This is a genomic window from Lactivibrio alcoholicus (genome assembly GCF_055390895.1).
Genome location: NZ_AP042471.1, coordinates 3,475,291 through 3,487,454, shown reverse-complemented (window position 1 = coordinate 3,487,454; position 12,164 = coordinate 3,475,291). Strand labels below are relative to the sequence as shown.

The following is a 12,164-nucleotide window of genomic DNA, read 5'->3' as shown; positions in this document are numbered from 1 at the left end:
AGCAGGAATATGCCTCTATGTCTGCAAAATAGGCGATACTCGATCGGATGACCTTGCAAAGCCTGCGGCGCAAGGCTATAATACCCTCCGTAGCGAGCGGACATAGCTCAGTTGGTAGAGCATCAGCTTCCCAAGCTGAGGGTCAATTCTTTAATGTCTCGTCCGCTACGTAAGGCCTTGCAAACACTGAATTCAAGGGGACTCTGCTTCGGCGGGGTTCCCTTTTTTGATACCCTGCCATGGTGAATTGTATTGTTTGCTCGCACAATTCCTCGTTTTTCGGACTCTCCGAAATGTCAAGGTTCACGAATTTGCGAATGCTGACTATTTGTGAGCTTTTGTCTTTTCTCCGAAGTATGCTACAAACCCTTGCATTGACTGAAAAAGGTCTGAACGTATCCAAAAAAGATACACTATTCAGCTAGACTTCTCTGATGTTTTGTAGTATAACCCCTTACGATATGCCATGTAAACAGAAAGGAGGTGAAGCTGACATGACGTTGAAGGAAAAGATCGAAGCGCATTCAGGGACGGTGTATCGTTTTTCCAAGGAGACGCGGATACACGAAACGGCGTTGTACGGACTTCTTGGGCGAAAGCGAGCCGTGAGCAAGGGGGTTCTCGGAACGCTCAAGAATACCCTCGGGGATGAAGTTGAAGGGTTCTTCGATGAAGACGGCGTGCTTATCAGGAAGTAGCGGGTACAAAAAATCCGCTCCCCGGCAGCGGGAAGCGGCGGAAAGGAGAGCTTTTATTGGAACGAGCAATTATGGAAAAGGATAGCAAATTTGCCGGAAGTGAGCAAGACGTCGACGCACAGATCAAGACGTTCGGCTACTACTGGCCTGAAGTTTGTGGGGAGTATGAGCGACATATCGAAAACGGGATGAGCCCAGTCGCGGCGTGTGACGAGATAGAGCACAATATAAACTCTGATGAGGAAAAATTTCGAACCCATGCAAGACGCTCAGAGACTCCGAGAACGACAGTTGAGGCTATCCGCTTGATGTTCAAGGACAGACTGAGCGAAAAACAAATCGTTAAGGAAGCCAAGCTCGACGATGAATTCAGAAGACGCATTGAAATACCGCCTTCCGAAAAGAGAAGGATACTGCTGGACGCTTGCCGCAAGATCAGGATAATGCAGGTGGTGGAACAACATAAAGATCGTCCTCGCAGTCGTTCCGCATATCGCCGTGAGCCAAGCCGTGTTTCCAGTCGCTCGCGTTGTACTTCACGCACGGCTGTAGCGTCGGCTTCTTCACCGGGTGGCGACGACTCCGGAGGCAGTGAACCTCCTCAATCCGATCCAGACTTACCTTCCTTCCGCTTCGTCCGAAGCGGGATTCTCCGTTCGTATCTGAAAACTGACCGGTTCCTTTCCTCGTGGCGTCCTGGACGTCCCGGGCTCATGGCGCATGTCCGGAGGTGGGCGGCATGACATCCAAAAGGGCGACGCAACGGGCTTCTATCCTTGCCGCACTAAGGGCCGGTCGGGTGCTCGACGTTCCGACGATTCAACGGGAATTCGGATGCTTCCGCCTTGCCGCCCGAATCGCAGAACTGCGCCGGGAAGGGCACATCGTCTTGACGCTCCGAAGCGAGACGGCCGACGGATTTGCTCGGTACCTGCTGATCGGGGGCGACGCGGCATGAACTCCCTACGGATCACTGACCACGGCGTGAGGCTTAACGACAAGTTGGAGATGGGACAGAACGCGGCGGCGGAACGGATAGGGGCGAAGGCGATCATCCCCCCGATCGAGGGGATGGATGCGAACTACTATACGACCCTTCTCGGAGAGAAGGCGGAACCCGGGTGGCTGATCCCGGCGGACGAATTTTGCTCGCAGCCGGCGCCGCTCCGGTGGCTGATCCGGAAATGGGTGCAGAGGGACGCGTTGATTATGGTCCATGGTCCGTCGGGTTCCGGAAAAACATACGTCGTCCTGGACTGGTGCCTTCGGATTGCGGGCGGTCTCGATTCGTGGTGCGGCCAGAAGGTCCGGAACGGAACGGTCGTGTATCTCGCGGGGGAGGGACACTTCGGCCTTCGGGCGCGAATCGCCGCGTGGAAACAGCATCACGGCGTGAAGAATCTCGACATGTTCCTCAGTTCGTCGGGGTGCGATCTGAACACGTCGGCAGGGTATCAGCGCGTCGTCGACCATGTCCGGAGCCTGGAGGTGAAGCCTTCCCTGATCGTCGTCGACACGCTGCACCGGTTCCTGTTGGGCGACGAGAATTCCGCCCAGGACGCGAAGACCATGCTCGATGCATGCGCCGCGCTCATGGAGGAATTCGGGTGCTCCGTCCTGCTGATCCACCACACCGGACTCAGCGACGAGCACCGGGCGCGCGGGTCTTCGGCATGGCGAGGGGCGCTCGACATCGAAATCAATATCATGCCCGGCCGGAAGGGGGAGCCTTTCCAAGTATGCCAAAGAAAAATGAAGGACGACGAAGAGCAGGATCCCATCAACCTCCGGCTGCTTCCCGTCCCGATCGACGGATGGCTCGACGAGGACGGCAATCAGGTATCGAGCTGCGTCGTGGTCCAGAGCGACGAAGCGCCGGAGAAACACGAGAAGGTGGACGCGAAGCTCGCGGAGTTCCGGAAGCTCTTCGAACGCGCGTGGTTCGCGTCCGAATGCAAGACGTTCCGGATGCAGGACGAGACGTTCGAACGGCCGTACGTTTCCAGAATCGCCATGAAGAAGTTCCTGGTGGAGAACGAGGGAACATCGGAGACGGCGGCCGACCAGATGATGAAGGGCACGCTTCCGAACCGGTTTATCGGAAAACTCCAGAACGATTGCGTCATTGAATGCGTCAAGGTGAATTCGGCCGTCGGATGGGTGGTCATTGATAACACGTTTGCAAGCGTATTGTTGACCCGGAGTTAACAAATGAGTGTACATAGTGGGATATTTCACAAAGGGTGTTTGTACACTCTCTTGTACACTCGTTTTTGATGAGTGTACAAACCGGGTGTACACGCTTGTACACTCAAGGAATTCAGTATTTGCAAGGGTTTGTGGTTGAGTGTACAAATGGAGTGTACACACCTGGGGGCAAGGTCAGCCGCGAGTGTACACGCTGTACAGGGGTCTATAAGACCCCTGTACGTGTACACTCCGAGATGCGGCGGAAAACCTGTAAGCATTCCGAGGTTGAGTCGGGAGGGGAAAGATGGACGAACCTTTTTTTACGGAGCTTCAAAAGGCCGGCAGACGTATCAGGGGGATTCAGGGGTTCGGGGAATATACCAAGCGACGCATATTCATCCATCGCTGAAATCCCTTCGTGGAGGCCCAACAAGGCCATGTATTTTTTGGTTTGGTATATCCAGGTGTCCGACGTAAACAATGTGGCTCTACGGGGCTCTATCGACGCCTAGCGCCTCAGTGTCGTTGAGGCGAGGGGGAGAATATGGAGGTGTACCATGCGAATTGAACCCGGCGACTGTTGCGAACGGGTGATCCTCATGTGGCGCGATGCGATACGCGAATGCATGGACAGACTTGTCGAGATCGAGGACATGGGCGTCGGCGGTCGGGGCAGCTCCGGCGATGTCCGTGTTCAAGGCGGCGTCCGTCTCCCCGTGGAGGAACGCCATTTGTTCGCAAAGGACCGACTGACGTACGCGAAAGAAGTGATCCTGATAGCCGGCGCCTTGCGTGACGCTCCCGGAGAGAAGGCGAGGAAGTATGTCACCGCGCTTCTGGACGGATGCACAGGCGCGGCATTGCGCAAGAGAGTACGCCTTCCGGAGCGCGAGCACAGGGGAATGCAGGCGTGGCTCCTGAAGGTCGTTCGTCGTGCGATGGCGTGAGAATTTCCCCTGTGCGCGTCATGGGTGACCGCGGCGGGGGTTCCTTCTCGCGGAAGGTGGTACCTACCGTGGGGAAGGGGAGGGCGTCCTTCCCCACGCCGCTGTGGAGCCGCAAGGAGTGTGAAGAAATCGGACCATGCGGATGACTGTCGCATCCACACCGGACGGATACACGGTTGTCGGCGTCGACGATGGATTCAAGGGAGGCGGACTCCGTGTCGGTCGTCTGAAAGTGGTCGTTCCTGTCCATGTCCTTGACGCCGGTGAGCATCTGGCGTATAAGAATCATAAAAGGAGTTCTCTCTTCCATGACAGCCGAGGCGGATTCATCTGAATTCGCCGGAGTTTGGGGAAGAGGGAACTCCTTGTTTTCTACGTTCACATCATAGTCGTTCCCCTCCGAGTCCTTGACGCCTTCGAGAAACGAATCTAGAATAATCTATAAAGTATCTGGGCGTATGGCCGTTTAAAGGTTGATCTTCCAAACCCTTGCGGTGTAGACGCTCGGATACTTTTTATATTATCCTCTCGGGATGGAGTTGCTTCCGAATCCTTGACACTTTCGAGGAACGAATCTAGAATGATCTCAAAAGTATCCGGGCGTATGGCCGTTTAACGGTTGCTCTTCTGAACCCTTGCGGCGTAGACGCTTGGGTACTTTTTCGTTTCGGCCCGAAGCCGCGTCCCCGTGTTTCCGAAATGGTCACGGGACAAAACCGCCGGCTGGGTACGCATTCTCCGCTTTCCGGCCGTTCCCGTTTTGCAATATCCCTTCTGGCGATCATATCGACCATCTTCCGCGCGGCGTTTTCCTGAAAGTTCCGGAACCTCCGACGGAATGTCGGCTCCACAAGGTTGCAACATCCCATGTCACGGGTATCAACGCGCGATACCCCGTGTTTCAATGTACTCAGTCTTATGGTAAAATAACATGTGAAGAAACGCATTCATAATCGGCATGTCCCCGCCTATTCCTCCACAAAACCGATATCTTTCAAGAAAATAGCAGCGAAAAATATTCAATCCGTATGTCATGACTGCGTGTAATCGCAATCAAGACGGACTGCATTACAAGACTGTCTGCGACGACAAGACGAAATGTCGTTAATGCGTATGGATTCGGGGAAAGCCTTGCGTGTACTGAGCTGACGTAGTTTTCGGAAGAGATGTCGGATTCGAGGGAGTACGAGATGAAGATGAAAAATACCTGACTCTACGGGAAGGGGGAAAGCGACCTGGGGCTCACGACGAAACAGCGGCGGTTCGTGGAAGCGTACGATGGCAACGCGACCAGGGCGGCGATCGCGGCGGGGTACAGCGAACGATGGGCGGCGTCGAACATCGACAAGATACTGAAGAACACTGAAATTCGGGCGGCGATCAACGACAGGGAACAGGCCCGCATCGACGGATTCATTGCGACCCGCGAGGAACGACAGCGGTTCTGGACTCGGATCATGCGGGACGAGAACGCCGATATGAAGGACCGGCTCCGGGCTTCGGAAGTTCTCGGACGCTCCGAAGGCGACTTCATCGAGCGGGTCGAAGTGAAGGGGGATCTGGACATCGGAATCCTGTTCGACCCGGAGAAGCGGCGGCAGGTGCTTGAACGGCTCGAAACCGTTACGAGCTGAAGGATTGTGCAGGGGAGAGGCGATCGGGCAAACTGATCGCCTCTCTTTCTTTTCGGCTTTCCCCTCGCGGCCTCTCATTGGTCAGGGGGAGGTTGTACAAAACCGCTCGGATTTGTACGAGAAGAAAAAAGAATAATGAGCAACACAAATAAGTTGACAAGACGAATGGAGAAGTGTACGCTATCATCATCCCACAGAAAGGGGCGGTGCAAATGGCGCACACGGCGGTTCTCTACATCAGGGTCAGCACTCTGGATCAGGCGGAGCACGGCGTCTCTCTGGACGCACAGGAGCAGCGCCTTACCGCCTATGCCGTCGCGTGCGGGCTTTCCGTCGTCGCCGTCCTTCGGGAAGAGGCGATCTCCGGAACCGTCCCCATGGCCGAACGCCCCGAGGGAAGGAAGCTCGTCGATCTCGTGACTGCTGGAAGGGTTTCAAATGTCGTCGCGCTGAAGCTCGACCGGCTCTTCCGGTCGGCCGTCGATGCGCTTCAGACAACCGCCGAATGGGACAAGCGCGGCGCGTCCCTTCACCTCGTCGACATGGGCGGGCAGTCCCTCAATACGGGCTCCGCGATGGGCCGGATGATGCTCACGATGATGGCGGGCTTCGCGCAGTTCGAGCGGGATCTGACGGCGGAGCGGACAAAGGCGGCGCTCGCTCACAAGAAGAGCACCAACGCGGCGTATTCTCCCACGCCCTTCGGGAAGATCCGCGAGGGAGAAACGCTCCGTGACGACGACGCGGAGCAGGCGATTCTCGTGAGAATCCGGACGATGCGGGACGACGGCTTTTCCCTTCGCGGGATAGCGTCCCGGCTGAACGTCGAAGGCGTGGCGAGCAAACAGGGGCGTACCTGGCACGCTTCGACGGTGGGGTACATCCTGAAACATGCGGCGTAAGGAGGTGAGGCGGTGACGGCGGAAAAACTTTATACGATGGAAGAGGCGGCGGCGGAGTTGAAAATATCTCCCCAGACTCTGGGGAAATGGTTGCGGGCGGGGAAAGTTCGCGGGGTGAAGCTGGGTCGGATCTGGCGTATCCCGGAAAGCGCTCTGGATGAGATCGCGAAGAGCGGGACGCAGAAGGAAGAATAGAAACGGGGGAGCCTCAATCCTTGGCGGGAACCGGCTCCCCCATACTTCCCCCCTCGTGGGGAGAAAGGAAGTGGAATCATGATAGCACAGGGAAAGCGGAACGACGGAGAGGTGCGGAGAATCACGGGAGAAAGAAAGCTGAACGGCGGGGCGTCGTATATCGTCGCCGCCGGCGTGAACTTCGTCGACGTGGTCTTCTCCGGCATGAACGACTACTGTGTGAACCGCGTCCGGAACGAGCTTGCGGAGCTGATCCACATATATTTCGAGGAAACGCAGGCAAGCCCCCGGGGAATCCGGATGTTCCGGAAGGAGCAAGCGGAAGAGCGGGATACGCTCATGCCGACGGTCGAGCGGCGGGAAGGCGCGGTGATCCTGAAGTTCTCGGACCGTTCGGCGCTATGGCTCGATCGCGGCAACGTGTATGTCTCCTTCCCGCTGGACGGAAAGGGCCGGCCGTACAAGGGCTTCATGTACAAGGCGGAGAGGTTCCGTGACGGCCACAACGAGGAAACCCTTCGGGCGGCTCTGGAACGGTGGGGGAAGATGGCTTCATAGATCCGAGCACGCAGGGAGCCGGGGGAAGATGCCCGGCTCCCTTTTTCGTGTCCCTGGGCGGACAATGGCCCCTCGTACGTGACCGTGGCGGGGCGTCGTTTTCTCCGGCGGTATGGATCGTCGTCCCGTGGAAACGTCATGCCGCGGCGTCGAGCTGTGAAGGGCAGGGCCGCGAGGGAAAGGGAATGTCGGCTTCCTTCTCGCGGATCATCGTATCTTCCCCATGCGAATCTTCTTCTCGGGGAAGAGGACGCTTGCGGGAGACGCCTTGTCATGTCCTTGCCGGATGTCGCTCTCGGTGACGTTCAGGTATTGCCGCGTCATGTCGAGCGTCGTGTGTCCCATTTCCCGGGAGAGCGTCATAACGTCGCCGCCGTTCCGGAGAAAGCCGATTGCGTGCTGATGGCGAAGGTCGTACGAAGAGAAGCGCGGCAACCCGGCTTTCTGGGCGTACCTTCGGAGCTGGACGGTCCATGCGTGCGTGTTCCATCCGTTCCCTTCGCAGGTGCAGAAGACCGGCGTCGTATCTCCCCATTCCTCGGGACGAATCCCCACGAGACGGGAAAGCAGCTCGCCGGTTCTGTCGGAGAAGAAGACAATCCTGCTGGTTCGCGTCTTGGATGTCGCGGCGCGAATCCGTATCCTTCTCGCGGGAACGTCCACATCGGAGGGACGGAGCAGAAGCGCTTCGGAAGGGCGTATCCCGCAGTCCATGCACAGGGCGAAGAGCGTTGAGTCACGGAGCCGCGAGAAGGAATCCGTTCCGATGGCGTCGAAGATCTTCCTGATGTGATCCTCGGGGTGGTCCACGATGCGCGGTTCCTGCCGGCGATACTTCAATCCTTCGGCGGGGCTCCGGTCGAACGCTCCTTCATCGACGCAGAACCGGAAGAACGGACTCAAAACCTTCAGCCTGACGTTATGTGTAGCAGGGGAAATGTCGTTCTGCGACAGGTACGCGAGCAGGCAATCGCGACAGTAAGAACTCCATGCCGTGGGGTATCGCCTGAAGAACGTGGTGATGATCTCGACATATCCGGCGATGGTGCGAGGGGCGGCTCCCTGTGCTTTCCGTAGGGCAACAAAGCGATCTTCGGCTTCTTCCCATGTCTCGGGTGCGCGGCGCTGAATGTTCCGTACTCTTGCGGACATACTCCTGCATCCTCCCTTGAATGTTGGGATGCGACATTCGGAGAGGTCCGAAAAGTTGTGTATCAGCCATACTTGAAAAAAGCGTTCCGTACGTAAGTTTCGGACTATTGTGTCATAGCGTTTCGGTCCTTGCGCAAACGTGTTTCGCGAAGCTATAATACCCTCCGTAGCGAGCGGACATAGCTCAGTTGGTAGAGCATCAGCTTCCCAAGCTGAGGGTCGCGGGTTCGAACCCCGTTGTCCGCTCCATTTTTTTCCCCTTCAAAAATGGACTTCATTTCCCGAATTATCCTCGACTTTATGCCAAGTTTGACACAAAATTCTCAGGGTATTAGAATTATTGGGGTTTTGTGACGGGATAGTGCGGTTTACTCTATAATGGTACGTACATTGGAAGGGGGGTGTAGTGTGTATGGCGTTGAACCTCGCGGAAGAGATAAAAGCTGTGGAGATGAGTTCCAAGAAACGAATCGTTGACGCGAAGGCTGAGGCTGTGAAGCTTGTAAACGCGGCGACGAACGATGCCGAGCAAAAGATCAAGGGTGCAAAGCAGAGCGCGTTCAAGGGATACAAGGAATCCGTCTCCAGAGTCGAAGCTGAAGCGGAGGAACGGGCGCGGAAAATTGTGGAGGCAGGAAAGGAACGCATTGCTGCGTTTTCGGGCAGCCACAAGGGGCGAATCACTCAGACGGCTACCTGGATTGCAGAAGAGGTGATTGCTCGATATGGCCGTAGCTGAACTCAAGAAACTCGATCTGTACGTGCACAAGTCGGTTTGTGACGATGTCCTCGGAGTACTGCAGAAAGTCGGCTGTTGCGAAATTATCAGCCGTACGGATGATGCGTCTCGCGAGGCTCCTGTAATGAATGAGCGATTGCAGCAAATCGACGGACAAATCTCCGACATCCGTTTTCTTCTTCGCTTTCTCGAACCTCACTATAAAGACCCCGTTTCTTCTCTTGATAGATCGCTCGGTGAAAGACCAATCTTCTCCATGGAAGAACTCGAAAAACTGTCGGCCGGAACGAATGTCGGTGACATCGCCGCAAGGATGCATTCGCTTGAGTCGCGTCTGATGGCCGTGAGGTCCGAAGTCTCGCAAAATATAGGCCAACTGGACCTTCTGAAAAAATTCCTGGACTTTCCTTACCCGATGGAATTTCTTTCCTGCGGGACAGAACGTGTTCGCGGAATATCCGGGACCTTGCCCGTCGCGTCGCTCCAGGGCTGGAAAAACGCTGTCGAATCTCGATTGGGAAAAGATACGGAGATTTTTGTAGCCCGAGTTGATGAAAAGGATCCGGATGTCTGGGTGACCCTGTTGTATGCGAAAGAACGGGAACCCGAGGCCTTCGAGATCTCTTCGAAGTATTCTCTTTCAAGAGTCGAAATTCCCCGCAATATGACGCAGAACGCTTCGGACGAAATCGCCGTGCTAAAAAAGCGACAGGACGCACTCGCCGCAGAGGATGCTTTTATAGTTCGCAAAGTCGGCGAAGAAGCGGAGAAGATGGTACCTGCGATACGAAGTCTGAGCGATTACTATTCTTCGCTCAGAAAACGTTTCGAGGCTCTTGATGACAGTATTGTCACGGAACAGACGATTGCCCTTCAAGCGTGGGTTCCGGTAAAGGCCGTCGACTTCCTCAAAAGAGAGCTCCTTCCATTCCGCGACAGCATTGAGATGGTTCTTGCCGATCCGGGGGAGGGCGATCTTCCTCCCACTCTTCTTCAGAACGCCAAAGCGGCGCTTCCATATGAAACGCTGACGAAACTCTATGGTGTGCCTCTGTACGGTGAGCTGGATCCTACTCCACTCTTGGCGCCGTTTTTCTTCATATACTTCGGTATGTGTCTTGGCGACGCGGGATATGCGCTTGTCATGATCGCGGGACTCTTGTACTTTCTTCGCAAGTACAAGAGAATGCCATCGTCTGTCAAGCAATTCATGCACTTGATTCTCGGAGCGGCCGTTTCGACGCTTATTTATGGTGCGTTGACCGGAAGCTGGTTCGGCGACCTCGTGGACTCGGTCGGTTTTCTGAGTTTCCTGAAGCCGATCAAGAATTTGTTTTTTGTCATAGATCCCATGCAAAAGCCGATGACTATCCTTGGAATAGCTCTCACCTTCGGGGTCGTCCACTTGGGCTTCGGGCTTTTCATTGCGTTCTACGATTGCCTCCGGAAGAAGGATTACATGGCGGCCTTTTGTGATAAGGGTGCGTGGATTACGATGCTATCAGGTCTTCTCTTTCTCCTTGGAGGGGCCGCCGGAGCACTTCCTTCCGTGTTTTCTCCGATAGGGAAATGGATGGCGATCATTGGAGCCGTGACGGTATTCTTGTATCAGGGACGCGGAAAAACGGGAATCATGTCGAAATTTTTCTCAGGCGTTCTGGCCGTTTACGGTTCCACGTCATATCTGGGCGACGTATTGAGTTATAGTCGCCTGCTTGCATTGGGACTCGCATCTGCCGCAGTTGGTGTCATTATCAACATGCTCGGCAAATTATCGTCCGGGATTCCGTATGTCGGATGGTTTGTTGCGATTCTCGTTGTTCTTGTCGGGCATACGTTTGGTTTGGCCGTCAATGTTCTTGGAGCGTTCGTCCATTCGTTACGACTTCAATATGTCGAGTTCTTCAGCAAGTTCTACTCCGGCGGCGGGAAGTTCTTTTCCCCCTTGACCTACTCATCTCAATATGTCGATGTAACGGAGACTTCTGCTAATAGTTGATGTGCCCCGGCTCTCTTGGGCGGAAGTATAAATCTTGATCAAATTTGAGGGGAGTGTACTTAAGTATGGAGCAGTATCTTGGAATTATGCTGTCGGTATTGGGAGCAGCCCTTGCTGCCGGATGGGCAGGCGCCGGTTCTGCCATAGGAGTCGGTATCGCCGGCGAGTCCGGAGCGGGAGTGATGACTGAAGATCCAGGCAAGTTCGGTCTGGTACTTCTGTTGCAGGCTCTTCCCGGTACACAAGGCATTTATGGACTTATGACAGCGTTTCTTGTTCTTCTTAAGGTGGGTCTCCTCGGAGGAAGTCCTCTTGCCGTTGGAATCTGGCAGGGACTTGGAATTTGCTTCGCATGTCTTCCCGTTGCCATTGCCGAATATTTCTCCGCTATAGCACAGGGAAAAACGTCGGCCGCATGCATCCAGATGATCGCCAAGAGACCTGAAGAAACCGGAAAAGCAGTCATTCTTCCCGCAATGGTGGAAACATACGCGGTGCTTGCGCTTCTTACGAGCATCATCCTTCTCAACTCCATAAAGCTCTAGAACCTTTGAGGTGATGAGCGATGTCATTGGCTGAAATAAAGGCCAAAATCGAGTCCGAAGCGCAGCAAGAATCACGACGGATACTCGATGCGGCGCGTGATGAAACCGTCAGGGTCGGGAAGAAGACGGATGATGAGATCGCGGTAATCGAGTCTCAGTACAGGGAGCGTTTGAAAAAGGAAGAACCCGAGATATTCAGACGTCGCGAAATCGTTGCTAATCTTGACGTGCAGAAGATGGAGCTTGGCGTCAAACAGGAGCTTATTGACGACACGTTGAAGGAAGCGCTTCGGGTTCTGCAGAATTTGCCTGAGGGAAAGTATCTGAATTTCGTAAAAGCGCTTTTGAGGAATTCCTCACCCAAAGGCGATGAGGAGCTTCTTGTCGGAGCAAATGAGAAGTTCATCACAGAACAGTGGCTTTCCACATACAATGAAGAACATAAGACTCGATTGACGCTTGCCAAGAACCGGATTCCCATTTCTGGTGGGTTTGTTTTGAGACAAGGAGATATAGACACGAATTGTTCCTGGGATATGTTGCTTCGTTGGGTTCGTGACGATATCGAAGCGAATATCGTGTCCCGGCTCTTTTCGGCCTAGAGT

General features: G+C 54.9%; 14 protein-coding genes and 2 tRNA genes. 15 read left to right on the top strand and 1 reads right to left on the bottom strand.

Features of this window, described 5'->3' with window-relative positions; all coding sequences use genetic code 11:
- Positions 1–96: 96 nt before the first annotated feature.
- From ACZ5IU_RS16210 to ACZ5IU_RS16165, 10 genes are all read left to right on the top strand, one after another.
- Positions 97–167 (top strand) — tRNA-Gly (locus tag ACZ5IU_RS16210).
- 327 nt (positions 168–494) lie between these two features.
- Complete coding sequence (locus ACZ5IU_RS16205; protein ID WP_464419173.1) at positions 495–698, top strand: hypothetical protein; 204 nt, start codon at positions 495–497, stop codon at positions 696–698.
- 56 nt (positions 699–754) lie between these two features.
- On the top strand, positions 755–1,441 hold the full coding sequence (locus tag ACZ5IU_RS16200) for a hypothetical protein (RefSeq protein WP_464419171.1): 687 nt from the start codon (positions 755–757) through the stop codon (positions 1,439–1,441).
- Positions 1,438–1,656, top strand: coding sequence for a helix-turn-helix domain-containing protein (locus ACZ5IU_RS16195; protein WP_464419169.1), 219 nt, complete (start codon positions 1,438–1,440; stop codon positions 1,654–1,656). The genes ACZ5IU_RS16200 and ACZ5IU_RS16195 overlap by 4 nt, the downstream gene beginning before the upstream one ends.
- Entirely contained in the window at positions 1,653–2,906 is a 1,254-nt protein-coding gene (locus tag ACZ5IU_RS16190; protein ID WP_464419167.1) for an AAA family ATPase, read from the top strand. The genes ACZ5IU_RS16195 and ACZ5IU_RS16190 overlap by 4 nt, the downstream gene beginning before the upstream one ends.
- Positions 2,907–3,445: 539 nt before the next feature.
- Positions 3,446–3,835, top strand: a complete 390-nt coding sequence (locus tag ACZ5IU_RS16185; RefSeq protein WP_464419165.1) for a hypothetical protein — start codon at positions 3,446–3,448, stop codon at positions 3,833–3,835.
- 1,265 nt (positions 3,836–5,100) lie between these two features.
- The gene (locus tag ACZ5IU_RS16180) at positions 5,101–5,469 is read left to right on the top strand and encodes a terminase small subunit (RefSeq protein WP_464419163.1); all 369 of its coding nucleotides are present in this window, start codon (positions 5,101–5,103) and stop codon (positions 5,467–5,469) included.
- A 212-nt stretch (positions 5,470–5,681) separates the two neighbouring features.
- Positions 5,682–6,371 (top strand): recombinase family protein, encoded by a 690-nt coding sequence (locus ACZ5IU_RS16175; RefSeq protein WP_464419161.1) that lies wholly within the window; start codon positions 5,682–5,684, stop codon positions 6,369–6,371.
- Positions 6,372–6,383: 12 nt separating this feature from the next.
- Positions 6,384–6,566: a helix-turn-helix domain-containing protein gene (locus ACZ5IU_RS16170; protein WP_464419159.1), complete on the top strand. Its 183-nt coding sequence runs from the start codon at positions 6,384–6,386 to the stop codon at positions 6,564–6,566.
- Between the two features lie 78 nt (positions 6,567–6,644).
- Positions 6,645–7,124: a hypothetical protein gene (locus ACZ5IU_RS16165; RefSeq protein WP_464419157.1), complete on the top strand. Its 480-nt coding sequence runs from the start codon at positions 6,645–6,647 to the stop codon at positions 7,122–7,124.
- 207 nt (positions 7,125–7,331) lie between these two features.
- On the opposite strand, the gene ACZ5IU_RS16160 is transcribed toward ACZ5IU_RS16165, so the two are convergent.
- The gene (locus ACZ5IU_RS16160) at positions 7,332–8,276 is read right to left on the bottom strand and encodes a tyrosine-type recombinase/integrase (RefSeq protein WP_464419155.1); all 945 of its coding nucleotides are present in this window, start codon (positions 8,274–8,276) and stop codon (positions 7,332–7,334) included.
- Between the two features lie 173 nt (positions 8,277–8,449).
- Between ACZ5IU_RS16160 and ACZ5IU_RS16155 the strand changes: the two genes are divergently transcribed.
- The 5 genes from ACZ5IU_RS16155 to ACZ5IU_RS16135 all read left to right on the top strand — a co-directional run bounded on the left by ACZ5IU_RS16155 (position 8,450) and on the right by ACZ5IU_RS16135 (position 12,161).
- Positions 8,450–8,525 (top strand) — tRNA-Gly (locus tag ACZ5IU_RS16155).
- Between the two features lie 163 nt (positions 8,526–8,688).
- Entirely contained in the window at positions 8,689–9,015 is a 327-nt protein-coding gene (locus ACZ5IU_RS16150) for a cell envelope biogenesis protein TolA (RefSeq protein ID WP_464419153.1), read from the top strand.
- Complete coding sequence (locus ACZ5IU_RS16145; protein WP_464419151.1) at positions 9,002–11,014, top strand: V-type ATP synthase subunit I; 2,013 nt, start codon at positions 9,002–9,004, stop codon at positions 11,012–11,014. Before ACZ5IU_RS16150 ends, ACZ5IU_RS16145 begins: the two co-directional genes overlap by 14 nt.
- A gap of 65 nt (positions 11,015–11,079) precedes the next feature.
- Positions 11,080–11,559, top strand: a complete 480-nt coding sequence (locus ACZ5IU_RS16140; protein WP_464419149.1) for a V-type ATP synthase subunit K — start codon at positions 11,080–11,082, stop codon at positions 11,557–11,559.
- A 20-nt stretch (positions 11,560–11,579) separates the two neighbouring features.
- Positions 11,580–12,161, top strand: coding sequence for a V-type ATP synthase subunit E (locus ACZ5IU_RS16135; protein WP_464419147.1), 582 nt, complete (start codon positions 11,580–11,582; stop codon positions 12,159–12,161).
- Positions 12,162–12,164 lie beyond the last annotated feature (3 nt).

Coding starts and splice junctions, on each gene's coding strand:
- ACZ5IU_RS16190 (WP_464419167.1), top strand. CDS start 1,653: ATGAACTCCCTACGGATCACTGACCACGGCGTGAGGCTTAACGACAAG.
- ACZ5IU_RS16140 (WP_464419149.1), top strand. CDS start 11,080: ATGGAGCAGTATCTTGGAATTATGCTGTCGGTATTGGGAGCAGCCCTT.
- ACZ5IU_RS16150 (WP_464419153.1), top strand. CDS start 8,689: ATGGCGTTGAACCTCGCGGAAGAGATAAAAGCTGTGGAGATGAGTTCC.
- ACZ5IU_RS16195 (WP_464419169.1), top strand. CDS start 1,438: ATGACATCCAAAAGGGCGACGCAACGGGCTTCTATCCTTGCCGCACTA.
- ACZ5IU_RS16175 (WP_464419161.1), top strand. CDS start 5,682: ATGGCGCACACGGCGGTTCTCTACATCAGGGTCAGCACTCTGGATCAG.
- ACZ5IU_RS16165 (WP_464419157.1), top strand. CDS start 6,645: ATGATAGCACAGGGAAAGCGGAACGACGGAGAGGTGCGGAGAATCACG.
- ACZ5IU_RS16145 (WP_464419151.1), top strand. CDS start 9,002: ATGGCCGTAGCTGAACTCAAGAAACTCGATCTGTACGTGCACAAGTCG.
- ACZ5IU_RS16185 (WP_464419165.1), top strand. CDS start 3,446: ATGCGAATTGAACCCGGCGACTGTTGCGAACGGGTGATCCTCATGTGG.
- ACZ5IU_RS16205 (WP_464419173.1), top strand. CDS start 495: ATGACGTTGAAGGAAAAGATCGAAGCGCATTCAGGGACGGTGTATCGT.
- ACZ5IU_RS16135 (WP_464419147.1), top strand. CDS start 11,580: ATGTCATTGGCTGAAATAAAGGCCAAAATCGAGTCCGAAGCGCAGCAA.
- ACZ5IU_RS16160 (WP_464419155.1), bottom strand. CDS start 8,276: ATGTCCGCAAGAGTACGGAACATTCAGCGCCGCGCACCCGAGACATGG.